Origin of the sequence: Bradyrhizobium sp. 139 (genome assembly GCF_023074175.1) — a bacterium.
GTDB lineage: Bacteria > Pseudomonadota > Alphaproteobacteria > Rhizobiales > Xanthobacteraceae > Bradyrhizobium.
In genome coordinates this window covers 25,875-49,639 of the sequence record NZ_JADPKS010000174.1, presented here as the reverse complement: position 1 = coordinate 49,639, position 23,765 = coordinate 25,875, and the positions used below count along the sequence as shown (strand labels likewise).

Sequence of the window (23,765 nt, the reverse complement as noted above, 5' to 3'; positions counted from 1 at the left end):
GAATGAAGATGTTTCGTAAGCTTGCACTTGGTCTGATCGCTGCCGGTTCGCTCGGCGCTGCCGCTCTCGCGCCCAGCGCAGCCTCGGCCCACGGCTTCCACCACCACTGGGGCCCGGGCTGGGGCTTTGGCGGCGTCTACGTCAACACCGGCGTCAACAACTGCTACCGAGAGCGCGTCATCCAGACCCGCCGCGGCCTGCGCGTGCGCGTGGTGAATGTCTGCGCCTACGGGATCTACTGATCTATGGGATCCACGACAAAGCCCCGGTCGCGCCGCGACCGGGGCTTTGCGTTCAGCTAGCCACCCTGCCGCTGCCGCCGAAACCAGGCCCAGGTCTCGCGCGTCGTCCTGATGTAGCCGCGGCCGCGATGGACGATCTCGCCGTCGACGATCCCGTTCAGCTTCGGCAGCGCGTGAAAGGGGATCGAGGGATAGGCGTGGTGCTCGACATGGTAGGGCATGTTCCACGCAAACCATTTGACGATCGCGCCGGTATAAGTGGTGCGGGTATTCTGGAAGGCGCTGCGGGTGCGCTCGCAGCCGGTGTGCTCGGCATAGAGATAGGGCCGCAGGAAGAATTGCCCGATCACAAGCGGGACGATCCAGGCCCAGAGCAGCAGTGCCGAGGAAAACCACAGCGAGACCGCGAGCAGCAGCACATAGAGCGCGACATAGGCGCGCGCTTCGGCCACGATGGTGGCGCGCTTGGTCTCGGGGATCCAGGGCACGACCACCTTGCCGGTGACGGCCTGGCCGAGCATCAGCCGGAGACGGCCGGCGACCTGGAGCAGGCCGCTATAGGCGATCGCAAGCTGCGTGTCGGATGTCGGCTTCATGCCGACAATCAGCTCCGGATCCTTTTCGGGATCCTGGGTGTAGCGATGGTGATCCCAGTGAAACAGGCAGTAATATTCGTAAGGCAATGCAATGATGAAGGCCGAGAGATAGCCGACCGCGAGGTTGAGGCCACGGCTTTTGAAAGCAGTCTTGTGCGCGGTCTCGTGCACCGCCATGAACAGGAAGGCGACGAGATAGCCCTGCACCGCCATCAGCGGCAACGCCCAGAGGACGCCATGGCGCGACGTAACCATCCAGATCAGCGCGCCGACCAGCACGATCACGCCGTAATGGCCGAGGCTCTGCGTCGCGCCTCTGATGTTTGAGCGCACCGACAATTCGCGCAGCATGGCCGGTGTCAGCGGCTTCAGGCGATGGTCGGGCTCTGAAACAGTCGCGTCAGTCATCGTCGGGGCCCTGTATTACTTGCTGAGAAGCTCTGCGATCTCGGCCCTGAGGAAGGCCTGGTCGGGCGGATTGTTGAGCGGATTGCCGGCGCGATGGCCGTGCAGCGAGGGGATCGGATGCAGCACGGCCGATTTTGCGTTGACTAGCCGGCCAAGCTCGTCCTCGTTGTCGCGGACATCGAAATAGCGGTCGGTGGCGCCCGGCATCAGCAGCATGTGCGCCTTGACCGCGGCGAGCGCGCGATCGAAATCGCCGCCGAACGCGCCGCACCGGCTGATGTCGCCGTTCTGCCAGATCCCGAGTTGCACCAGGAGATCGTTGGCGTCGCGCCGTGCAAAAGCCGCGTCCCAGGCACGGGCGAGATAATCCTCCAGCGAGCTGAAACCCGCCTCGCGCCAGAGCTCGTCGCGATAAAAGCCGTGCGACATCGCCCAGCCGGCATAGACCCGCCCCATGGCGCGATAGCCGGCAACCGGTTTTTCGGCGAAGCGGCCATCGCGGAAGGCAGGATCCGCGGTCAGCGCGGCCTTCACGCTTTCGAGAAAGACATGGTTATAGGGCGCACAGCGCGCGCTGCCGCAGACGACCGCGGCTCGCTCGACCATATCAGGGTGGAGCGCTGCCCAGTGATATGCCTGCATGCCGCCCATCGACCAGCCATAGACCAGCGCGAGTTTTGTAATGCCAAAACGTTCGGTGAGGAGCCTGTGCTGGATGGCGATGGCATCGTGATAGGTGATCTGCGGGAAAGGCGCGTCGCCGGAGTTCGACGGCGAGGACGACAGGCCATTGCCGAACAGGTTCGGGATGATGATGAAGTAACGCGTGGGATCGAGCACGCCGCCGGGTCCGATCAGCCATTCTGTATCGTGGTGCTGCGCGCTGAACGAGGTCGGGTAGAGGATGGCGTTGTCTTTGGTCGGGCTCAGCGTGCCGTAGGTCTTGTAGGCGAGCTTCAGCAAAGGGAAGACGGCGCCGGACTGAAGCGCAACCTCGCCAGCCTCGAAAATCTCGTAGTCGCGCTGCGCCGTCATGCGTCCAACTCCCGCTCACGCGGCTGCAGAACGCGCCGCTGGAACGACGATGCATCGTTCGTGCCGAACCAGCAACGCATCGTTGCGCCGCGCTAATTAACTGTACTTATAGTACAGTTATTAGATGAAGGCAACGGGGATTCCTGACCATCGCGGCTCAGGCGATGGCGGCGATATATCGCTGCACCGACGCGGAGAACGCGGTCTTGGCCCCGGTGGCGATATTGCGGCCCCACCATGCGCCGTAGATGCGGTCGAAGGCGAGCGGCTCGACCGCAGCCGCGATCCGCCGCACGGCGGCGGTGTTGAGCGGCATGTAATTCGGATAGGAATACATGAAGCTGACAAAACGGCGGTCCATCGTCACCTGCGCGATATCGCCGGTGAGCAGCGCGCCCTTGCCATCCGCACCGCGCGCATGGTGCAGCATGGTGGCGCCGGTGAAGTGACCGCCGGTGCGCAACAGCTGCAAATCATCGGAAATGCGATGATGATCGCCGTGCCAGTGCACGATTGACGGATGTGGACGCGTCACCCATTGGCGATCATCGGCATGCAGATAGACCGGCACACCGCCAAACGCGTCGCTCCAGTCGGCGAGCGCGCCATAATAATGCGGATGCGAGATCGCGATGGCCTTCAGCCCGCCGAGCGAGCGCACATGCGCGATCGCCTCCGGCGTTGCCAGCGGCACGCAGTCCCACATCGCGCAGCCGCCATCCAGCGGCACCAGCAGCGCGCGCTGGCCGATGGCAAAGCTCGGCTCGAGCGCAAGGCCGGTCAGGCCGAGATCGTTGCGCCACACCACGCGACAGCGCTGTGCCAGCGTCTCGGGCGCGAGAAATGTCTGTCCCTTCCAGTTCACGAACTGACGCTCGTCCTCGCAGATGGGACAGGACGCCGGCGGCTTCTCGCTTGCCGGAAATTGCGCGCCGCAGGTTTCGCAAGTCCAGAACGGCATGGCTCTCCTCCGTGACGAGACGCTTTAATAAAGACTGAGCGGCAGGGACTGCAAGGGTCGCCAAGTCGCAAGACGCTGGAACCAACGCGATCGGCGCCGGTTACACTTTCATCCACGCCAGAACGATTGGCTGAAAGGATCACAATAGGCCCGGCCCCCAATCTGATTGAGACCACGGTTGACATATCGATGACATCGCGGTCCCCCTCCTCGCCCCGTCTCTGGCCCCTGTTTGGACTGAACTTCTTCATGGCGGACATGCAGTCGGGCATCGGGCCGTTCGTCGGCGTCTTCCTTCAGGAGCGCGGCTGGGCGAGCGGTCTGATCGGCACCGCGATGACGATCGGAAATGTCTCGGGCATGCTCGTCACCACGCCAATCGGCGGCTTCATCGATGCCAGCCGTAACAAGCGCATGTGGGTCGTGATCCCCGGCGTCTGCGTAGTGCTCGCGTCCGCAATCATCCTGCTGTCGCAGAACTTCTGGGCAGTGACGTTCTCCCAGGTCGCGCAATCGCTGGCGAGCGCCGCGATCGTTCCGGCGGTGACCGGAATTACACTCGGAATCGCCAGGCAAAAGGGCTTCAATGCGCTGAACGGCCGCAACCAGGCGTTCAACCACGCCGGCAACATGGTCGGGGCGGCGCTGTCGGGCTATCTCGGCTATAGATACGGCTACGTCGCCGTGTTCCTGCTGGCGGCCGCATTCGGCGCCATCGCGATCGCCTGCGTGCTGCTGATCCCGGCCAAGGCGATCGACGATCGCGCCGCGCGCGGCAGCAAGGAGGATGATCCCGACAGCCCGCCGGACGCGCTCACAATGCTGCTCAAGCATAAGCCGCTGCTCGTGCTGGCGCTGGCCCTTGCCCTGTTTCATCTCGGCAATGCCGCGATCGTTCCCCTCTATGGTCTCGCTGCCGTCAGCGAAACCCAGGCCAACGGACCAAGCTTCGTCGCGACCACGGTGGTGATTGCGCAGGGCGTGATGGTCGTAACCTCGCTGATCGCGATGCGGGTCGCGAGCAAGCGCAATTACTGGCCGGTGATCCTAGCCTCCTTCCTGTTCTTACCCGTCCGCGGCGTGCTCGCCTTTTTCCTCACGGGGTGGTGGGGCGTCGTGCCCGTGCAAGTGCTCGACGGCATCGGCACGGGACTTCAGACGGTCGCCGTGCCCGGCATGGTCGCCCGCTCACTGAACGGCACCGGCCGCATCAACCTCGGGCAAGGCGCCGTCATCACCGTGCAGGGCGTCGGCGCCTCGCTCAGCCCCGCGCTCGGCGGTTGGATCGCGGAATGGATCGGCTATGGCCCAACCTTCCTGCTGCTTGGCGGTTTCGGGCTAGCGTCGATGGCGCTGTGGTTCGCATTCGGCCCGGCGGTGAAGAAGTATTGAGAGGCTCCGCGCGTCACGTCCCAAAGTTCTTCTGGATCGCCTTGTCGAGCGTCTCGCCGCCGACGAAGCGCTGGCGCAGCTCGCGCTTGAGCAGCTTGCCGCTCGGATTCTTCGGCAGGCTGTCGACGAAGATCACGCGCTTGGGCACCTTGAAATGCGCCATCTGGCCGGCACAATGCTTGATGACGGCATCCTCATCCAGCTTCTCTCCGGACTTGACTACGATGATCGCAGTCACCGCCTCGATCCAGCGCGAATCGGGCAGGCCGACCACGGCAACCTCGGAGACCGCGGGGATGCGGTAGACCATCTCCTCGACCTCGCGGCTCGCGACATTCTCGCCGCCGGTCTTGATCATGTCCTTGACGCGGTCGACCACGGTGATGTGGCCCTCGGCATCGACGACGGCGAGATCGCCGGAGTGAAACCAGCCGCCCGAGAACGCCGCCGCGGTTTTCACCGGATCGTTGTAATAGCCGGAGAGCAGATGCGGCGAGCGGTGCACGATCTCGCCGACCTCGCCCACCTTCACGTCTTCCATCGAAACGTTGACCACGCGCGTCTCGACGTTAAGCACGGGCTTGCCGGCCGAGCCGGCCTTGCGCAGCTGGTCCGCAGGACCCAGCACGGTCGCGAGCGGCGCGATCTCGGTCTGGCCGTAGAAATTCCAGAATTTCACGTTGGGCAGGCGGCGCTGGAGTTCGAGCAGCACCTCCACCGGCATGATCGAGGCGCCGTAATATCCCTTCTGAAGGGTCGACAGCTCGGTCTTGTCGAAATTCGGCGAGCGCAGCATCGCGATCCAGATCGTCGGCGGCGCGAAGAAGGAGGTGATCTTGTGTGCCTGGATCAGCGCCAGAATGTTGTCGGCGGTCGGCTTGCCCGTGATCACGCCGGAGGCGCCGAGATACACTTGCGGCCCCAGGAAGACGTCAAGCTGGGCGCAATGATAGAGCGGCAGCGCGTGCAGGAACTTGTCATCCGCGCTCATGCCGCCGTCGATGATGCAGCTGACATACTGCCACATCACGGCCTCATGGGTCAGCATCGCGCCCTTGGGCAGTGATTCCGTGCCGCTGGTATAGACGATCTGCGCGAGATCGCGGATGTCGACGGACGCCTCCAGGAACGAGCCGTCCGGGCTGAGGAGATCGTCGAAGGTGGTGAGGCCCGCGGGCGCCGTGGCGGGATCCTCACCCGGCAGCCAGATCATCTTTTCGACCGCGCAGTCCTTGGCCGAAGCGGCGCGCGCGGGCTCGACGAAATCGGGACCGGTCGCCAGCAGCTTTGCGCCGGAGCTCTTCAGGATGAAATTGATCTCGTCCGGATTGAGCATGAAGTTGATCGGCACCAGCACCGCGCCGATCCGCGCCACCGCGAACCGAAGCGCGGCAAAGGCATGCGAGTTGCGCGAGAGCACCGCGAGACGGTCGCCCTTGCTGACGCCGAGGTCTAGCAGGCCGCGGCCGAGCCGGTTGCAGATCGCGTCCATCTCGGCGAAGGTCCAGCTGATATTGCCGCAGCTCACTGCCGGCTTGTCCGGCTCGCGACGCGCCGAACGGCGCGGGAGATCGCCGATGGAGTGCTCGCGCGCTTTCGAGATGGTGGCTGCGATGTCGCCGGTCATGTGTCCCTCCGTGTGATGTCTTTATTTGCTAGTTTTATTGTCTGAAATCTTGCGTTATCTTCGCCGGGCCGCCTGCGCGTGCTCCATGTACATGTGCTCGACCGAGCGATCGAGTGACGCGATCTTCTCAAAACCGCGCCGCCAGTCCTGCAGATGCCGGCGAGTCCAGAGCACCCCGGCCTCGCGGTCGCGGCGCTGGATCGCCTCGATGAGATGGCGATGGGCGGCAACAAGACGCGGGCCGCCCTCGGCCACACCGGTCACGGTCATCTCGGTGGTCGGATAGAACAGCTGCGCCGCCGGCTCGCGCGCGAGCTGGAGCACGCGGTTCTGCGAAGCTTTTGCGACCAGCACGTGGAATTCGGCATCGCATTCGGCAAGCATCGCGGGATCGCCGATCACGGCTTCGCTGCGTGCGAGATTGTCGCTGAGTTCGGCGAGATTTTCCTCTGTCGCGCGCTCCACCGCGCCTTCGATGCTCGCCACCTCCAGCGTCATCGAGGCCTCGTAGAGCTCACGGAAGGTGACCTCGTGCAGCACGAGCGCCCGGCTCAGACGGCTTGCAAGCCTGGTGTAGCGCGGCAGGCAGGCGTGCAGGCGGCGCGAGGAATCGCGGCTGATCAGCCCGCCCTCCTCCAGCACGCGAATGCCTTCGCGAATGGTCGAGCGGTTGACACCGAACTGGCGCACCAGATCGTGCTCGGTGCCGATGGGATCGCCAGGCTTGATGCGGCCATTGACGATCTCGCGTTCGATGGCGTCGGCAACCTTCTGATAGGCCGGCGCGACATCGATCGGACGGAACAGCGGCGCGAGGGGCAAATTCGTCTCCAATGGCGATTGTCGGACAAACTATAGGGTCGAACCGGAAAGGTCGTCAAATTGCGCCATTCATGCGGCGCACGCAACAAATTGACTCCTGAGGAACCCCACTCTAACTTTGTCGGACAAAGGGACAGCATAGTCCCGCACAAGAGGAAACGTATCCATGAGACCTATCGCTGCACTCGTGTCTGCGGCCGGCTTGCTATCGGCTGCCCTGGTCGCCCCCGCGTCCGCCCAGCAGGCGCCGCTCAAAATCGGCGTACTCTCCGACTTCTCCTCGGTCTATTCCGACATCGGCGGCCAGGGCAATGTCGAGGCCACCAAGATGGCAATCGAGGACTTTGGCGGACAGATGTTCGGCAAGCCGATCGACATGGTCTCGGCCGACGTGCTCAACAAGCCCGACGTCGCCTCCACCATCGCCCGCAAATGGTGGGAGACCGAAGGCGTCGACATGATCATCGATCTTCCGACCTCGGCCACCGCGCTTGCCGTGATGGAGCTGTCGAAGCAGTACGAAAAGATCATGATCGTGACGGACGCGGCGAGCTCCGACATCACCGGAAAATCTTGCTCTCCCTATACCGCGCACTGGACCTACGACACCTATTCCAACGCCCACACCGTCGGCAGCGCCATCGTCAAGAACGGCGGCGACACCTGGTTCTTCCTCACCGCGGACTACGTGTTCGGTCATTCGATCGAGCGCGACACCGGCGACGTCGTGAGGGCGGCCGGTGGCAAGGTGCTCGGCAGCGTCAAGCATCCACTCAACACCGCGGACTTCTCCTCCTTCCTGCTCCAGGCCCAGGCCTCCAAGGCCAAGATCATCGGGCTTGCGAACGGCGGCGGCGACACCATCAACGCGATCAAGCAGGCCGGCGAGTTCGGCATCGTCGCCGGCGGCCAGAACCTGGCTGCGATCGTGATGTTCATCTCCGACGTGCACAGCCTCGGGCTGAAGCTCGCGCAGGGCCTGATCATCACCGAGGCCTATTACTGGGACCTCAACGACAAGACCCGTGCGTTCGGCATGCGCTTCATGGAGCGCATGAAGCGCATGCCGACGATGAACCAGGCCGCCACCTACAGCGCGACGCTGCATTACCTCAAGGCCGTGCAGACCGCCGGCACCAAGGACACCAAGACCGTGATGGCGAAGATGCGCGAGCTGCCGGTGAAGGATGCCTTCACCGACAACGGCGTGCTGCGCGAGGACGGCCGCATGGTGCACAGCATGTACCTGTTCCAGGTCAAGAAGCCCGAGGAGTCGAAGGGCCCGTGGGACTATTACAAGCTGCTCGCCGAAGTCCCCGCCGACCAGGCCTTCCGTCCGCTGAAGGACGGCGGCTGCCCGCTACTGAAATAACGCTTTCCGACGACGGACCTGCATCGCCTCGCGCGTTGCAGGTCCTCTAGCGGCGTCGCAAGTCGGATGGGCTGTGCCCGAACTTCTTGCGAAACACCGTACTGAAGTATGACGAGCTGCTGAATCCCAACTGATAAGCGACCTCGGTGATCGATAGGGAACGCAGCTCGGGACGCGTCAGGACATCGTAACAGCGCTGAAGCCGGCGATCCAAAATCCATTCGGACACCGAGACATCGGTCAACCGGAAGAGATAATGCAGATGCCTGAGCGAGACGCGATTGTTCTTCGCGATCTTCTCGAGCGACAGGTCCACGTCGGTGAGGTGCGCTTCGATCCACGCCTTGACCGAGCGCAGGCGGACCTGCTGCGCGCTCGCATCTTCCGAGAATTCGTCCCGGTCTCCCATGTCAAGCGCGAGCGCCAGCACGTCCATCAGCTCACCGCCCAGCCGCGCCCTTGCGGTCTCATCCAGGCAAGCGCCTTCCGCCGCCAGCGTCGCGCAGAACCCGGCGGCAATCCGTCCGAGGCCACGGCTCGTCGCCATCGTCGTGACGACGGGCAGGCGTCCGTCGCTGAAGCGCGCCGAGAATTCCTGGCGCGGGATCTCGAGATAGAGCGATCGCACCTTCCCGACGCATTCGAGATCATAGGCCTCGGAGGCCGAAAAGATCGCGGCCATGCCGGGATTCGACAGCAGGGTCCGGCCGGCCTGAAGAACGTTGATCCGGCCCTGCTGAACGAATTCGACGTAGTAGCAATCCTTGTCGAGTTTCGCGATATGCCGCTCGCGTCGCGATATCCGCTGTTCGGACAGCAGCACGTCCGTCATCGTGACTGGGCCGAACCGCGCCTCACGAATGAAGCCGTGATAGTCGGATCGCTCCTCGGCGTTCACGTCGACATGGACGTAGACATCGCAGATAGCGCCTTGCCACGCCGCGTAGCGCTTCGACGGCTCCAGATCGTCTGTCGAAAATACCAGGTTCATCGCCCGCCCATCCGTTGCGAGGCCAGGATGAACGTTTGTGCATCGCACAAGCCGGCCAGGCAACGAGATTCTAGATGGCCGCCGCCTACACGCAAGACCGGTTTGCGCGGAGAAGCAAAAGCTTTGCGCTCCGGAGCAAGCCGCCTCCGGCCATGTGGCCTATGAAGAACAAAAACGGTCAACGAAATAGGCGGGAAACGTTCGCTTGCACCAGGTCAGATCAGCCGCTGCACAATCTGCCGTGCCGCTCGAATGGCGGTGCCCGTGAGCAACGCCCTGTTTTCGCCGATCACGACGCGGTTCACGCAGCCGGTCAAAACCATCGCCGATATCGAGGCCCTGGAGCAGCGGCCTTACGATTCCCTCGTCCCTGCCCGCAATCTCCATCATCTCTTCGAAGCCACGGCGTGCCTGCATCCCGACCGGCCCGCGCTGACGGTTTTGACCAAGGGCTCGCGCGAGCTTGGCGACGTCACGCTGACGCATCGGCGATTGCTCGCGGAGATCAGTCGCGCCGCGAACCTGTTCCGATCGCATGGGATCGGACAGAGTGGCGGCACCGTCGCGTTTCTCTGTCCGATCCTTCCGCAGTTATTTCCGGCATTGCTCGGCGCCCAGGTCGCGGGTGTCGCAAGCTCGATCAATTATCTCTTGAACGAAGATGCAATCGCCGACTTGTTCGAGGCGCAGAACGCAACTGTGCTGGTCATTGCTTCCGAGGCGGCCGATCGCGCGATCTGGACCAAGGCGACCAACATCGCCAAGCGTGTGCCATCGCTCAAGACGATCCTTGTCATCGGCGCTAACGGTCCCCTGCCCGGCGGCTTCCTGAGCTTCGATCAGGCGATCGCAGGCGTGCGCGATACCCTGGACTTCGAGCCGTCGACGGATCGCCAGACGGTGTGCGCCCTCTTCCATACAGGCGGCACGACCGGGCGGCCCAAGCTCGTTCGCCTGACACATGGAAACCAGATCCATGCCGCGTGGAGCTTTGCGCAGGTTCACGGACTGGATGAGCTAGACGTCGCCGTGAACGGTTTCCCGCTGTTTCACGTCGGCGGCACGATGACGCTCGGACTGTCGATTCTCGCGGCCGGCGGCCATGTGATCATTCCCTCGCCCTACAGCCTCCGAAGTCCAGACGCGAGCCGCGATTATTGGCACACGGTCGAGCGGTTTCGCGCGACCATCGTCAGCGGCGTGCCGACCTCGATTGCCGCTCTTGCCGAGGTGCCGATCGGGTCCTCCGATATCAGCTCGGTTCGAATGGCCCTCACCGGCGGGGCCGTGGCTCCAAAGGCCGTCAGCGAGAGATTCCAGGCACGAACCGGGATCACCTTGTTCGAGACCTACGGGATGACGGAAACCGCAGCCGCAATCGCGTTCAATCCGGGCCGCGGAACACCGGTGCAAGGCAGCGTCGGCTTCAGGGCGCCGTTTGCAAAGACGAAAATCGTCGCGCTGGCCGATGCCGATTTGCGCGAGGAATGCCCGCCGCTCGCCAGCGGTCTCGTCCTCGCTCGGGGACCGCAGGTGTTTCCCGGATACCTCGATCCCCAGCACAACAAGGGCGTGCTCACGGACGACCACTGGATCGTCACCGGCGACGTCGGCTATCTCACCCCGGACCAGCGGCTGGTGCTGACGGGGCGCGAGAAGGACCTCATCGTGCGCAGCGGTCACAATATCGACCCTGCCGCGATCGAGGACGTCGCGAATGCCTTCCCCGGCGTTCAGATGAGCTCGGCCGTCGGCATGCCGGACGCCTACGCCGGGGAGGTTCCGATTCTTTTCGTGGTGCCGTCTCCCGGACAGAGCATCGACCTCGCGCAACTGCGCGAGCATCTCGAGCGCAACGTCAATAAACCTCCCGCGAAGCCGAAGCGCGTCGTCTTGCTTGAGGCCCTGCCCGTCACCGCGGTCGGCAAGATCTTCAAGCCCACGCTCCGCGATCTCGCCGTTCAGGAGAAGGTCAGGACCGAGATCGATCGCATCTTCGGCCCGAGCACCACGGCGGACATTCTCGTCGAGAAGGACGAGAGGCTGAACACGCTCGTCCGTGTCACGGTGGACTCCAACGATCAGGATCGAGCCAAGGCGCTCATCGAGAGCCTGACACCACTTCCGCAAACCTATCGCATCGAGACCCGATCGTCCTGACGGGCCCGCAGAGGCCGAGCAAGAGAGGCAAGACAGGGATGAAGCGCATTCGGTTCAATCAGCAGGAAATCGTCTTCGCCGTCTTCGCGCTGCTGTTCCTGCTGTTCTCGATTTTCCTGCGCGGCTTTCTCTCGTCGGACAACATGCTGACGCTGCTGCAGAACGTCTCCGTGCTCGGCATCCTCGGCCTTGCCATGGCGATCGTCGTGATCGGACGCGGCATCGACATCTCGCTGATCGCGGCGCTCGCGGTGCCGCCGGGCCTCGTCCTGCAGATGGTGCAGAACGGCCACTCGCTGCCGGCCTCGCTGCTGACCGCCGTGCTGCTGACGGTCGCCTTCGGCCTCGTCAATGGCTGGCTGATTGCCTATGCCGAGGTCCCTTCGCTGTTTGCGACGCTCGCGACGGGTCTGCTCCTTGCCGGTCTCGGGCAAGCCGCGCTGTTCCAGCTCGACGTGGTGCAATGGAGCCCCGGCATGGACGGCTTCGAGCGGCTCGGACAGGGTACCATTCTGGGCATTCCGACCTCGATCGTGATGTTCGCCATCGCCTGTATCGTTGTGGCCTTCCTGCTGCGCCAGACGCGCTGGGGCGCCTACATCTACGCGATCGGCGATAACCCTTACGCCGCGCGTGTGACCGGCATTCCCTCCCGCCCGATCATCGTCCTGCAATATGTGGTCGCCGCCCTGATCGGCTGCTTTGCCGGTCTCGTCATGGCTGCGTCCGTCAATTCGATGCCGACCCGCATCTTCAACTCGACACTGATCTATGACGTCATCCTGGTCGTGGTGCTCGGCGGCATCGGGCTGTCGGGCGGCCGTGGCGGCGTCCTGAACATCGTGATCGGCACACTCCTGATCGGCACGATGCTCAACGGCATGACCATCATGGACATCTCCTACGCCGGCCAAAATCTCATCAAGGGCGTGGTGCTGCTGCTCGCCGTCATCACGGACTCCTTCCTGAATCCGCGCAACGAAGAAACGGCACAGCAGGGCGACATCTGAACCAACGACAGACAACGACAATCACAACCGAGGAGGAAGCAATGAAACATATCGGCAGCCCGACAAAGGCGATCGTGGCCGCACTGGGTCTCGCGGCGATGACGGCACCCGCTCTCGCCCAGCAAGGCCTGGACGAGCCATTCCAGAAGCCGTTCAAGGAAGCACTGGCCGGCAAGACTGTAGCCTATGTTCCGGTCGCCATGAACTTCGACCTCACCGAGGGCTGGTATGCGGGATTGAAGAAGGAGCTCGAGCCGTTCGGCGTGAAGTTCGTGATCCGCGATGCCAACTGGAACACCAATGCCGGCGCGCAAGCCGTGACGTCGCTGATCTCCGAGAAGCCCGCCGTGATCGTGGTGCATAATCCCGACGTGCAGACCTACGCCAAACTGCTGCAGCGCGCCGAGAACGAAGGCATCTACGTCATCCAGATCAACATGGGCTCGGCCTATCGCAGCTCCGCCTTCGTCGGCGCCAACTGGGTCGAGATCGGCGAACGCCAGACCGAAGGCGTGGTCAAGGCCTGCGAAGGCAAGTCAAACAAGATCGCGATCATCCAGGGGGCGCTGTCGGCGGCCGCGAGCGCCTATACGCTCAAGGGCGTCGAGAACGTTCTGGCCAAGCATCCCGAGATCAAGGTGGTGTCCAGCCAGGCCGCCGATTGGGATGCCGCCAAGGCCAAGGCGATCACGCAGACGGTGCTGAAGCAGAACCCCGATCTCTGCGGCATCGTCGGCTTCTGGGACGGCATGGACATCGGCACGGCAGCGGCCGTCAAGGAAGCCGGCCTGACCGGCAAGGTGTTCGTCGCCACCTCGGGCGGCGGCGAGCGCAAGGGTGCCTGCGAGCTGGTGAAATCAGGCGCGTTCGATCTCAACATGAGTTACGACGTGCCGACCCAGGCCGCGCAGATGGCCGGCACGATCAAGTGGCTGCTGTCCTCGGGCGTCAAGCCGGGCTCCGTCAAGGGCTCGGAATACACGACGCTGATTCCGATCACCAAGGAGAACGCCGACAGCCAGATGGCCTGCTGGAATCTCAGCGACCTCAAGAAATAGCCGTCGCCCCGCAAGACCCAGGCGTTCCGGACGATCTGTCGTCCGGGACGCGGTCCCGAAACTTGCAAGGTCCCGGAATGCCGATGCGCGACACCCTGACAAGCCTGCGTTACCGCTACTGGCCTGATCATCTGCTCGGTGAAATCCTGTCCAAGCGATGGACCGAGACCGCCATTCCGGTGATCCTTCTCCTGATCATCGGCCTCGCGCTCAGCCGATCCATCGACAACTTCCTGTCGCCGGCGAGCCTCGCCGACACCGCGCGCCAGGCTGGAGAGATCGGCTTCATCGCGCTCGGGCTGGCGCTGGTCGTCATCGTCGGCGGCATCGATCTTTCCGTCGGTTCGATCTTCGCGCTGACTGATTTCTGCGCTCTTTATCTGCTCGACGTGCTGGGCTGGCCGGTCCCGGCGGTGGTCGCCGCCACGCTGCTCTGCGGTGCGCTGCTTGGCGCCGTCAACGGCGTGCTGATCGGCTATCTGCGGCTGCGTGCCTTCATCACCACGCTGATCACCCTCATCATCTACCGCTCGGCCTACGATCTCCTGATCCAGCGCTACTCCAACGCCATCGCGTCGGCCTTCCCTGACATCCCATCCTGGGATTTCATCGGCGGCGGCAGTGTCTTCGGCATTCCGACCGTGGCGCTGGTCTATATCGTCATCGCCATCTTCGGCCATATCTTCCTGACCCGGTTACGGCCGGGCTGGCACATCACGGCGATTGGCGGATCGCGCCGTTCGGCTTACAATTCGGGCATTCCCGTCCGCCGCACCATTGCACTCTGCTACGTCGCGAGCGGACTGTTGACCAGCGTCGCCGCGTTGTTCTTCGCGTCCCGGCTCGGAACGGTCGGCGGCGACATCGGCGTCGGACTTGAAGTCATCGTGCTGACGGCAACCGTGCTGGGCGGCATCACGCTCGGCGGCGGCAAGGGCTCGGTCGCCAAATCGGCGGTCGGGGTGCTGATCGTGCTGTTGATCACCAACGGCCTGACCACCATGAACGCGCGCGGCGGCGTCAATCGGATGGCGCTCGCCGGCATCCTGCTCGTCGCCGCAATGGTCGATATCCGCTGGCAGAAGAACCGGACCCGCATCATCAGCAAGGTCTACGTCGCGCCCACCTATCACGCGCTGCCGCCGCCGCCGCCCACCGAGATCGGACAAGGCGGACCGTTCGAGCAGAACGATAAGCTACGGCACGTCGAATCGATCGGCCTCGGCCGCATCGAGGCACCCGAGGACGTCATCCTCGATCGCCACGACAATCTCTATGCGGGATCGCGCCACGGCGACATCATGCGCTTTCTCGCACCCGACTATCAGAAGATGGAGGTGTTCGCCCATATCGGCGGGCAGCCGCTCGGCATGGCCTTCGACCGCGAAGACAATCTCTACGTCTGCATCGGCGGCATGGGGCTCTATCGGATCACACCTGACGGCACGGTGGAAAAGGCCACCGACGAGACCAACCGCAGCATGCGTTCGGTCAACGACGACAGCCGCCTGCGACTGGCGGACGATCTCGACATCACCGACGACGGCCTGATCTTCTTCTCGGAAGCGACCGTGCGCTACGAGATGGACGAGTGGCCGATCGACGGCCTCGAGGCGCGCGGCAACGGCCGCATCATCTCCTACGACACCAAGACCGGCGTTACGCGAACCGAGTTGCGCGGCCTCAAATTTCCCAACGGGATCTGCGTTGCCAGCGACGGCCAATCGATCCTGTTCGCCGAAACATTCGGCTGCTCGATCAAGCGCTATTGGTTCGCAGGGGCAAAGAAGGGCAGGGTCGAGGTCGTCATGGACAATCTGCCCGGCTACCCCGACAACATCAATCTCGCCTCCGACGGCAACTACTGGCTGGCGCTGGTCGGCATGCGCAGTCCCTCGCTCGACCTCGCCTGGAAGATGCCTGGCTTCCGGCGCCGCATGGGCAAGCGTGTGCCGGTGGACGAATGGCTGTTTCCCAACATCAACACCGGCTGCGTGGTGAAGTTCAACGAGCAGGGCAGGATCCTCGAATCGTTCTGGGACCTGCACGGCGAAAACCATCCGATGATCACCTCGATGCGAGAGCATCGCGGCTACCTCTATCTCGGCGGTATCCTCAACAACCGGATCGGCCGCTACAAGCTCGACAACGCCGACCCGAACTTCGTCCAGTATGACAAGCGATGGGGGAAGCTTTCGTGATCGTAGCCGTCAGGGACTTCGCCAACCGCTTTCTCGGGCGCGGCGACGCCACCATCACCGTGCCGTCCTTCGATGGCGCATTGAAACCCAACCAGAAGCTCGAATCCGCCGAGACCTTGCTGACATGCGAGACGCCCGAGGACCTCGCCACCGACGGCCGCAACCTCTTCATCGCGGACGGCCAGCGGCTGATGCGTCTGGATGGTGGCTCGACATCGGAGGTCCAGACCTTCGAGCGGCCGATCTCGGCCCTGTGTGCCCTTCCCGGCGGCGGCCTTGCGGTCGCGCTCGGGGGACGCGAGGTGCACCTCTACGCAAACGCCTCGGCCGAACAGCCAAGCCTGACGTTTGCCGATACGGCATTCAACGCCATCAACGCACTGGCGCTGGCGGACGACAACACGCTCATTGCGACAGACGGCTCAGCGACATGCGGCGTCGACGACTGGGCGCGCGACCTGATGGAGCTCAACCGGACCGGCCGCGTGTTCAGGTTGGATCCCGGCAACAAGGGCGTGACACTGTTGACCCAAGGGCTCGGCCATGCCTTCGGCGCGTGCGCGTACGGCAGTGGTGTGCTGGTCAGCGAAAGCTGGCGTCACCGCCTCGTTGCCATGACGCCGGGCGCGGCGCCGCGGACCGTGCTCGGTCATCTTCCCGTCTATCCGTCGCGGCTCACGAAGGCCGCAGGCGGCGGCTACTGGCTCACCGCATTCACCGCGCGCACCCAGCTCATCGAGTTCGTGTTGCGTGAACCGGCCTATCGGCGCCGCATGATGGCCGAGATCGATCCGGCTTACTGGGTTGCCCCGCGCCTGCGCTCCGGCGTCTCGTTCAAGGAGCCGATGCAGGGCGCGCACATCAAAACCATGGGTGTGATCAAGCCGTGGGCGCCGCCGCGCTCCTATGGCCTCGTCGTCCGGCTCAACGCCGATGGCCAGCCGCTTTATTCGCTGCACAGCCGGGCCGACGGCGCCAACCACGGAATCGTTGCGGCCATCGAGATGGGCGACGATCTCGTCCTGATCGCCAAGGGACCGGGCCGTGTCCTGCGGCTGCCCCTCGCCGGCCTTGCCGAGGAGTTTTGCTCATGAGCGACATCATGCTCTCGCTGCGCCAGGCCACAAAACTCTACGCCGGCGTACCCGCCATCGACGGGGTCGACTTCGACCTGCGCCGCGGCGAGATTCATGCACTGGTCGGCGAGAATGGCGCCGGCAAGTCGACCCTGACCAAGGTGATGGCAGGCGTGGTGACGCTGACCTCGGGCGCCATGATGGTCGATGGCACTGACGTCGCGCCGCGGACGCCGCTGGAAGCACGAAATCTCGGCATTGCCATGGTGTTCCAGGAGAACAGCCTGGTGCCGACCATGACTGTCGCGCAGAACCTGTTTCTCGGGCAGGAGAAGTTTTACAACCGCCTGCGCGGCATCTACATCTCCGCGCAGCAGTTTTTGCAATCGCTCAATTTCGACGTCACGCCGACGGCGACCGTGAGCGGCCTCGGCGCTGCCAAGAAGCAGATGGTGGAGATCGCGCGCGCGGTCCTGCACCGCGCCAAGGTCATCATCTTCGACGAGCCAACCGCGTCGTTGACGCCGGAGGAGAAGAAGTACTTCTTCGACCTCGTCCGCGATCTCAAGAAGCGCGGCGTCTCGATCGTCTTCATCTCGCACGCCCTGGAAGAGGCCCTGCTGCTGGCCGACCGCATCACCGTCCTGCGCGACGGCAAGCATGTCGTCACCGATGATGCCGCCAAATTCGACCGCGCGGCGATCATTCAGGCCATGGTCGGCCGCGATCTCTCCAACACACTCTATGGCACGCGGAAGAGCACCGTGCGGCCGGCCGGCGCCCGCGTGCTCACGGTGCAGAACCTGAAGATGGCGCCGATGGTGAAGAACAATTCGCTGTCGGTCTTCGCGGGGCAGATCACCGGCGTGTTCGGCCTCGTCGGCGCGGGCCGCACCGAAACCTTCAAGATCGTCTCAGGCGTGCTCAAGCGCGACTTCTTCCACGGCGGCGAGATTCTGCTGCACGACAAGCCGGTGCGCTACCGGGTGCCGGCTCCAGCGGTCAAGGCCGGCATCGCCTATGTCACCGAAGATCGCAAGGTCGAGGGCTTCTTCGAGACGTCCTCGATCGCGCGCAACATTTATCTCGGCCTGCTGTCGAAGTTTCCCAAGGGGCGCATGATGCTGTCGCGGCGAGAGACCGAGACGGTGGGCAAGACCTGGATCGAGAAGCTCAGGGTTCGCGCCATCGGCGACCACGGCAAGGTGGTCGAGCTCTCCGGCGGCAACCAGCAGAAGGTCGTGATCGCAAAATCGCTGGTGCAGGAGCCGGACCTGATCATTTTCGACGAGCCGACCCGCGGTGTGGATGTCGGCGCCATCGTCGAAATCCACGAGCTGGTCAACCAGCTCGCCGACGAGGGCAAGGCGGTCGTCGTCATCTCGTCCTATTTGCCCGAGATCATGGCGCTGTCCGACCGGATCCTGGTCTCACGCCAGGGCAAGGTCGTGGAGGAATTCTCCGCGCTGGACGCGACGGAGGAGAGGATCATGTACGCGGCGATCCACTAAGGATGCTGCCTAAAGCTTGTGTCCCTTCTTTTGCATTGCACAATAGTGCGCCATTCAAAATGGTCGAAAACAACCCCATGCACAGTAGCTAAAGCCTTGCGTCGCCTGCGGAATTACTTGAGGCGTCGGGCAGATATCGGCCGTGGCGGCGCCATCGCCGACCCGACAGGAGGCAGAGTCAGGTCAGCTCGTCGTCGCGGGCCAGCAGCTCGTTCAGCATCGCCTCGGCCTTGTGCTGGAGCGGCAGCGCGCCGCTCTCGGAAGCGATCGCGATCGTTCCGCGCAGGGCGGCGAGGACGGCCGTCTTGTTCTCGGCGCCAGAGGCCGGCGTCACCACGGCCTCGCCGAACAGAGCCTCGGCCTCGAGGCCGGCAAATCCCTGCTGGCGGGCGGTGTTGCGCGCCTCGCGCAGCATGTTCTGCGCGGCCCGGACATCGCCGAGGCGCCAGGTGGCGTGCGCAAGGTAGATCGAGCTGCGCAGCACCGCCGAGGTATAGCCGACCGCCTTCGCCTCCTCGCGGGCCTCGCCCAGCACGCCGCGCGCCCGGTCGAACAACCCCTGCTCCAGATAGGCCATGCCGAGATGGCAGCCGAGCACCGGCACGAATAGCCGGATGCCGTGCTTCTGCGCAAGAACGAAACCGTCTTCGAGTGTGGCGGCGGCCGCCGCCGGCTCGTTGCGGCCAAGCATCAGCCAGCCGCCGCTATAGGCGGCGGCGACGCGGTCATAGGGACGGTTCGTCTCTTCGGCGATCGCGGCGGCCTCGCGCTGGAGCTGTTCGGCGGCATCGAGCTCGCCCATCACGGTGCAGTTGATGCTGTTCATCATGCAGCAGAGCAACAACGCGTATTTTGGTGTCGAGCCGAAAGGAGCGCTCGCTTCCGGTCCCGACAGTTGGGCGCAAGCGCTTGCAAACAACTGGTCAGCTTCGCGATAGCGTCCAGCAAGAAAGTACACTTGGCCGAGACCATATTGCGCGGCATTGAGCCAACCCGAATTGCCCCATTCCTTCGCAAGGCGCACGACCTCCTCGCCGACGGTAACTGCTTCGATCGGCGTACCATAGAAATTCTGTGCTGCTGCCATGACCGTCATGGCAGCCACCTTGCGTCCGATGTCGTTGATCGCATCGGCGCGACGCTCGGCTTCCTTGCCGAGGTTCAACCATTCAGAAATCTGTCCGGACGCAATGAACGCAGCGCGTGCCTCGATACGGACATCTACGGCATCTGCTTCTCGTGAGGGATTCGCCGGAGTCATATCCAACGACCTCATCGCAATTTCAAAATAGTCAGCAGCATCGGTAAACGCAGATCGCGCCAGACATCTTCTCGCCGAAGCCCTGCCGTAACTGAACGACTTGTCCCAATCCTTCGCCCGCGTGGCATGATAGCAGAGCTCGTCGGGATCGTCGGCACCGCCTTCGCTATCCTCCAGAGCCGAAAGAACGCGCGCATGGATGTCTTCGCGCACCTTTTCGACCATGGAGTCGTAGGTGACCTGCCGGACCATCTCATGCCGGAATTCCAGTGAATTTTCCAGTTCGCTATCGATCCTGACAAGCAACTCGGCGCGATCAAGCGCGGCGAGGCCCCCCTGCAAAACAACATCAGACATGGCTGCGATCTTCCCCAGCATGGCTTCGTTCGATCTCGGCCCCAAAGTGGCGGCGATCTGCAAAATGGATCGTTCTTGCTTCGACACCCGATCGAGGCGCGCTGCAATCACGCCCTGGATGCTGCTGGGAATGCCGAGTTCGTCAATCGGACGCACGAGCGCAAGATCGCCCCATTGGCCGCGCAGTGTGCCGCTATCCTTCAATCCGCGGCAGACCTCCTCGATGAACAGGGGAACGTTGGCAGTATGAGAAATGATCCGGCTTTTCAAATCGGCGTTGGTCTCAGAGGAGCCAAGCATGTCCGCCAGCATCGCCAACCCCGAATCGTCGTCGAGGGGCCGCATTGCGACGATCTCGGCGTGACAGCGCGCGATCCAGACCGGCATGCCATTCGGCCGCGAGGTGAAGAGCACGAGAAGACCGGCCGCCTGTAGCGACGCAATGGCGGCTACGACGACATCGCTGGCCCGGTCCATCCAGTGCAGATCCTCGAGCAGAAGAACCGTGCGCTGGCGATTGGCCACGCTTTCGACGATCGCACAACTTGCATCGGAGATAGCTCGCCCTCGTGCGTGAGGTTCCAGCTCGTCCCAGTGCGGATTCGATATAGGCAGATCGAGCACTGCGTTGAGCGCGGCTTGCTGGATCGCCGACAGGTCTTTCCGAGGATCACCCGGACTGTCGGGATCCTTCGCCGCCGCATCCATTGCCGACAGCAAGATCCGCTTCAACGTGCTGAACGGCGCGCCTTGGAGGTTCGGGCTGGACTCGGCGTCGATCAATCGCCAGCCATCGGCCTTCAGTTCCTGAGCAAACTCATGCGCAAGCCGCGATTTGCCGATACCCGCATCGCCGAGCAGCAGAACCGTCTGCCGGCTTGCCCTTGCGTTTCCGGCGGTGCGCCCCAGCAGAGCCCGCTCAGCCGTGCGATCGACAAAGCGAGAGACGCTGCGCGCCCGTCGCACCCGCCAACTCGACAGGTCGTTCGCGCCCACGATTCGATAGACCGGCACGGGCTGGCTGAAGCCGCGCAGGGACTTGCCGCCTAACGATTCGAACCGGACATGTCCCTCGGCAAGCTTTTGACAGGCTTCCGAGACGTAGATCTGGTTCGCCTCGGCTGCCGCCTCCAGCCTTGCAGCCAGATGCTGGGCCGCACCACCGATCTCGTAAACCTTGGAGAACTCGCTGGCGACCATGTAGGCCACGACATGGCCGGAGTGGAGGCCGACCCGCACCTGTAGTCCGGGGTCGCCGAGGCTTGCGACGCGCCGGACGAGCTCGATCGCGGCGTGGCAGGCCATGGGGGCATGATTGTCGTCCGCGATCGGGGCGCCGAACACCGCGGCAAGCCCATCGCCCAGCTCCTTGCTGACGATGCCGCCGAACTGCCGAACCGCCCCTCTCATGGCCGCCAGGGCCGGCTCCAGTCGCGAGACCGCCTCCTCCGGATCGAGCTCGGCAACGAGCCCGGTGGAATCGATCACATCGGCCCGGAGAATTGTGACAAACCGTCGTTCGCTGTCGGGATCTGAGTGTCGCACGCCTGCACCGCAATTGGGGCACCGGCTGTCGCCTGGGTCGATCGTCGACTGACATGCCGCGCAGTGCATTCCCGTGCTTTCAAGACTTTGCAGCGGCATCGTCGGTCGGCCTCTGCGAGCGAAGCAATAAGATCGCTTATGGAAACCTGGTTAGCAACGGGGCATGCGGTTCATCTTGGGCAAACATCCTCGAACCGGTTGCTGATCTGGACGATTCGCAGTCCCAGGTGGTAGCTTGCCGAAAGTTGCGCGAAAAACAGGCTACGTATGACGAACCGCCAGGCTCGTGTTCTAGCCGTGAAGCTTCGCGGAGCTGCACATTTCCCGGGAAGCCAAGTACTCATTGAGGGGCAAAATACATGGGCATGAGAGTATATACGGGTAAGCCATTTAAGGATCTGATGAATGGCAATTACTACCCATTGGAGAACATGAAGAAGAGCGTAAAGAAGCTCAAGGCCTCGGAAAATATCCACCTCCCGACATTGGAATACGGCCAATATCACCTGATTTTGACGCCGAAGAGCAAGTGGCCGCAGGGAAGCGCAAAGCACTGGCAGAAGGAGAAGGGCCGCGCTCGCGTCGATCTCACGTCCCAACCGAATACCACGCCGCTGTCGAAGGACGAGCCGGACGTGATTCCCCTGACGCGATGCGCGTTGCTCGATGCCTGCGTCCGGAAGTGCTTCAACTCGGAGCCTCCGATTCCGATGAAGACCCACATCATCACGCATGTGCCGGCCGATCGCGACGCGGACCGGCATGAGATTCGTCTGGAGTGGGAATATCACAACGGCGACGACGAGCCGCCCACGCTGCTCAATCTGACGATGGTCTGTCCGCACAAGCCTCCCAAGTCCTGACCTCGGGTCAGATCTGACAGATCAACGGGGAAGGTCCGATGTCATCACCGCCTCGCCCAGCCGCGAATGCGTTGCTCGACGGACCGATCCTGCGCACGCTGCTCTCCCTCGCTTGGCCGAATGCGCTCGCGTTTTCGGCAGGCACCCTGGTTGCGATCGCGGAAACCTCGTACATCGGCAGTCTCGGGATCGAAGCGCTGGCTGCGATGGCGCTGGTGTTTCCCTGCGTGATGCTGACCATGAGCATGTCCGGCGCCGCGATGGGCGGCGGCGTCTCGTCGGCCATCGCCCCGCGCGCTCGGCGCGGGTGACCGCGATCGTGCCGAAAGCCTGGAGGGCTCGCCAAACAAAAATGGCCCGCTTGATGCGGGCCATTTTCTCATCGGGACCGGTGAAGTCCGAACTTGGTTGCGGGAGGGGCAACCACCGACGATGCCGGGACGACGGCCTTCAGCACCGTCGGCCCGCCAGAGCACGCGCCTCGTCAGCGAAGGCCGCCGGTGACGTGAAGCGTCTCGCCCGTGACGTAGGACGCCTCGTCCGAAGCGAAGAAGGCCACCGCGGCGGCGATCTCCTCAACCTTGCCGATGCGGCCGAGCGGGGTGACGGATTCGATCCAGTTGCGCATGTCGCCCTCATGCAGGCCGGCCGACACGACGCCTTCGGTTGCGACCATGCCGGGATTGACGGCGTTGACGCGGATCTTGCGCGGCGCAAGCTCCTTCGCCAGCACGGCGGAGATTGCATCCACCGATGCTTTCGTCGCGGTGTAGACGGCGGTGTTCGCCGGCGCGATGGTCGATACGCCGGAGCTGATGTTGATGATGCTTCCCCCATTGGGATTGAAGTGCTGCACCACTTCCCCTGAGATCAAGAGAAGACCGAGCACATTGAGATCGAAATGCTTGTGGAAATGCTCAGGCGTGATGGCCTCGAGCGGCGCGAACTCGTAGATGCCCGCATTGTTGACGAGGATGTCGATCGCACCGAACGCCTTCACGGTTTCCGCGACCACGCTTTTCACGTCCTTGGCATCGGCCAGGTTGCCGTGGACGGCGACGGCTTTGCCGCCCTTGGCGATGATAGCGGCGACCACGCGGTCGGCGGCCTGCTTGCTGGCGCTGTAGTTGACGGCGACCGCGGCACCCTCGGCCGCGAGCCGAGCGGAGATTTCAGCACCGATGCCTTTGGATGCGCCGGTCACGAGCGCAACTTTTCCTTCAAGTCTCTTGGTCGTCGCATGTCTCCGTTGTTCGGCGGGATACCGATATTCAATA

Annotated in this window: 18 protein-coding genes and 1 pseudogene; 11 read left to right on the top strand and 8 right to left on the bottom strand. The window is 63.4% G+C overall.

The annotated features are described in order from the left end of the window. Positions 1-8 precede the first annotated feature (8 nt). A complete protein-coding gene (locus tag IVA80_RS37050) occupies positions 9-242 on the top strand; it encodes a hypothetical protein (RefSeq protein WP_247440057.1) in 234 nt (77 codons plus the stop codon). Positions 243-298: 56 nt separating this feature from the next. Here the strand turns inward: IVA80_RS37050 and IVA80_RS37045 are convergent, their stop codons facing one another. The 3 genes from IVA80_RS37045 to IVA80_RS37035 all read right to left on the bottom strand — a co-directional run bounded on the left by IVA80_RS37045 (position 299) and on the right by IVA80_RS37035 (position 3,242). Continuing rightward, positions 299-1,246 carry a fatty acid desaturase gene (locus IVA80_RS37045; RefSeq protein ID WP_247440056.1) on the bottom strand — a complete coding sequence of 316 codons (948 nt, stop codon included), beginning with the start codon at positions 1,244-1,246 and terminating at the stop codon, positions 299-301. A gap of 15 nt (positions 1,247-1,261) precedes the next feature. Further along, a complete protein-coding gene (locus IVA80_RS37040) occupies positions 1,262-2,281 on the bottom strand; it encodes an alpha/beta fold hydrolase (protein ID WP_247440055.1) in 1,020 nt (339 codons plus the stop codon). A 157-nt stretch (positions 2,282-2,438) separates the two neighbouring features. Beyond that, positions 2,439-3,242: an MBL fold metallo-hydrolase gene (locus IVA80_RS37035; RefSeq protein ID WP_247440054.1), complete on the bottom strand. Its 804-nt coding sequence runs from the start codon at positions 3,240-3,242 to the stop codon at positions 2,439-2,441. Between the two features lie 189 nt (positions 3,243-3,431). Between IVA80_RS37035 and IVA80_RS37030 the strand changes: the two genes are divergently transcribed. Further along, positions 3,432-4,634: an MFS transporter gene (locus tag IVA80_RS37030; RefSeq protein ID WP_247440053.1), complete on the top strand. Its 1,203-nt coding sequence runs from the start codon at positions 3,432-3,434 to the stop codon at positions 4,632-4,634. A 13-nt stretch (positions 4,635-4,647) separates the two neighbouring features. Here the strand turns inward: IVA80_RS37030 and IVA80_RS37025 are convergent, their stop codons facing one another. Both IVA80_RS37025 and IVA80_RS37020 read right to left on the bottom strand, forming a co-directional pair. Continuing rightward, on the bottom strand, positions 4,648-6,261 hold the full coding sequence (locus IVA80_RS37025) for an acyl-CoA synthetase (RefSeq protein WP_247440052.1): 1,614 nt from the start codon (positions 6,259-6,261) through the stop codon (positions 4,648-4,650). A gap of 54 nt (positions 6,262-6,315) precedes the next feature. Next, positions 6,316-7,083 carry an FCD domain-containing protein gene (locus tag IVA80_RS37020; RefSeq protein ID WP_247440051.1) on the bottom strand — a complete coding sequence of 256 codons (768 nt, stop codon included), beginning with the start codon at positions 7,081-7,083 and terminating at the stop codon, positions 6,316-6,318. A gap of 166 nt (positions 7,084-7,249) precedes the next feature. On the opposite strand from IVA80_RS37020, the gene IVA80_RS37015 reads away from it, so the two are divergent. Further along, on the top strand, positions 7,250-8,455 hold the full coding sequence (locus IVA80_RS37015) for an ABC transporter substrate-binding protein (protein WP_247440050.1): 1,206 nt from the start codon (positions 7,250-7,252) through the stop codon (positions 8,453-8,455). Positions 8,456-8,501: 46 nt separating this feature from the next. On the opposite strand, the gene IVA80_RS37010 is transcribed toward IVA80_RS37015, so the two are convergent. After that, a complete protein-coding gene (locus IVA80_RS37010; RefSeq protein ID WP_247440049.1) occupies positions 8,502-9,446 on the bottom strand; it encodes a helix-turn-helix domain-containing protein in 945 nt (314 codons plus the stop codon). A gap of 264 nt (positions 9,447-9,710) precedes the next feature. On the opposite strand from IVA80_RS37010, the gene IVA80_RS37005 reads away from it, so the two are divergent. The 6 genes from IVA80_RS37005 to IVA80_RS36980 all read left to right on the top strand — a co-directional run bounded on the left by IVA80_RS37005 (position 9,711) and on the right by IVA80_RS36980 (position 18,462). Beyond that, positions 9,711-11,606: an AMP-binding protein gene (locus tag IVA80_RS37005; RefSeq protein ID WP_247440048.1), complete on the top strand. Its 1,896-nt coding sequence runs from the start codon at positions 9,711-9,713 to the stop codon at positions 11,604-11,606. A 38-nt stretch (positions 11,607-11,644) separates the two neighbouring features. Next, entirely contained in the window at positions 11,645-12,616 is a 972-nt protein-coding gene (locus IVA80_RS37000; RefSeq protein ID WP_247440047.1) for an ABC transporter permease, read from the top strand. 41 nt (positions 12,617-12,657) lie between these two features. Beyond that, positions 12,658-13,674, top strand: a complete 1,017-nt coding sequence (locus IVA80_RS36995; protein WP_247440046.1) for a sugar ABC transporter substrate-binding protein — start codon at positions 12,658-12,660, stop codon at positions 13,672-13,674. 77 nt (positions 13,675-13,751) lie between these two features. Next, positions 13,752-15,875, top strand: a complete 2,124-nt coding sequence (locus tag IVA80_RS36990; protein WP_247440045.1) for an SMP-30/gluconolactonase/LRE family protein — start codon at positions 13,752-13,754, stop codon at positions 15,873-15,875. Beyond that, positions 15,872-16,969, top strand: coding sequence for a hypothetical protein (locus IVA80_RS36985; RefSeq protein ID WP_247440044.1), 1,098 nt, complete (start codon positions 15,872-15,874; stop codon positions 16,967-16,969). The genes IVA80_RS36990 and IVA80_RS36985 overlap by 4 nt, the downstream gene beginning before the upstream one ends. After that, complete coding sequence (locus IVA80_RS36980; protein ID WP_247440043.1) at positions 16,966-18,462, top strand: sugar ABC transporter ATP-binding protein; 1,497 nt, start codon at positions 16,966-16,968, stop codon at positions 18,460-18,462. The genes IVA80_RS36985 and IVA80_RS36980 overlap by 4 nt, the downstream gene beginning before the upstream one ends. A 178-nt stretch (positions 18,463-18,640) precedes the next feature. Here the strand turns inward: IVA80_RS36980 and IVA80_RS36975 are convergent, their stop codons facing one another. After that, positions 18,641-21,694: an adenylate/guanylate cyclase domain-containing protein gene (locus IVA80_RS36975; RefSeq protein WP_247440042.1), complete on the bottom strand. Its 3,054-nt coding sequence runs from the start codon at positions 21,692-21,694 to the stop codon at positions 18,641-18,643. 290 nt (positions 21,695-21,984) lie between these two features. Here IVA80_RS36975 and IVA80_RS36970 point away from each other — a divergent pair, with 290 nt between their 5' ends. Next, positions 21,985-22,488 (top strand): hypothetical protein, encoded by a 504-nt coding sequence (locus tag IVA80_RS36970; protein WP_247440041.1) that lies wholly within the window; start codon positions 21,985-21,987, stop codon positions 22,486-22,488. 38 nt (positions 22,489-22,526) lie between these two features. Further along, positions 22,527-22,821 (top strand): annotated as a pseudogene (locus IVA80_RS36965) (MATE family efflux transporter); the annotation flags it as partial. 151 nt (positions 22,822-22,972) lie between these two features. On the opposite strand, the gene IVA80_RS36960 reads toward IVA80_RS36965, so the two are convergent. Further along, complete coding sequence (locus IVA80_RS36960) at positions 22,973-23,764, bottom strand: glucose 1-dehydrogenase (RefSeq protein WP_346348062.1); 792 nt, start codon at positions 23,762-23,764, stop codon at positions 22,973-22,975. Position 23,765: the final 1 nt, after the last annotated feature.

Excerpts from the sequence above, each read along its gene's own strand:
- IVA80_RS37030 (WP_247440053.1), top strand. The coding sequence starts at position 3,432 with ATGACATCGCGGTCCCCCTCCTCGCCCCGTCTCTGGCCCCTGTTTGGA.
- IVA80_RS37025 (WP_247440052.1), bottom strand. The coding sequence starts at position 6,261 with ATGACCGGCGACATCGCAGCCACCATCTCGAAAGCGCGCGAGCACTCC.
- IVA80_RS36975 (WP_247440042.1), bottom strand. The coding sequence starts at position 21,694 with ATGCACTGCGCGGCATGTCAGTCGACGATCGACCCAGGCGACAGCCGG.
- IVA80_RS37040 (WP_247440055.1), bottom strand. The coding sequence starts at position 2,281 with ATGACGGCGCAGCGCGACTACGAGATTTTCGAGGCTGGCGAGGTTGCG.
- IVA80_RS37045 (WP_247440056.1), bottom strand. The coding sequence starts at position 1,246 with ATGACTGACGCGACTGTTTCAGAGCCCGACCATCGCCTGAAGCCGCTG.
- IVA80_RS36995 (WP_247440046.1), top strand. The coding sequence starts at position 12,658 with ATGAAACATATCGGCAGCCCGACAAAGGCGATCGTGGCCGCACTGGGT.
- IVA80_RS37000 (WP_247440047.1), top strand. The coding sequence starts at position 11,645 with ATGAAGCGCATTCGGTTCAATCAGCAGGAAATCGTCTTCGCCGTCTTC.
- IVA80_RS37035 (WP_247440054.1), bottom strand. The coding sequence starts at position 3,242 with ATGCCGTTCTGGACTTGCGAAACCTGCGGCGCGCAATTTCCGGCAAGC.
- IVA80_RS37010 (WP_247440049.1), bottom strand. The coding sequence starts at position 9,446 with ATGAACCTGGTATTTTCGACAGACGATCTGGAGCCGTCGAAGCGCTAC.
- IVA80_RS36970 (WP_247440041.1), top strand. The coding sequence starts at position 21,985 with ATGGGCATGAGAGTATATACGGGTAAGCCATTTAAGGATCTGATGAAT.
- IVA80_RS37050 (WP_247440057.1), top strand. The coding sequence starts at position 9 with ATGTTTCGTAAGCTTGCACTTGGTCTGATCGCTGCCGGTTCGCTCGGC.
- IVA80_RS36990 (WP_247440045.1), top strand. The coding sequence starts at position 13,752 with ATGCCGATGCGCGACACCCTGACAAGCCTGCGTTACCGCTACTGGCCT.
- IVA80_RS36980 (WP_247440043.1), top strand. The coding sequence starts at position 16,966 with ATGAGCGACATCATGCTCTCGCTGCGCCAGGCCACAAAACTCTACGCC.
- IVA80_RS37015 (WP_247440050.1), top strand. The coding sequence starts at position 7,250 with ATGAGACCTATCGCTGCACTCGTGTCTGCGGCCGGCTTGCTATCGGCT.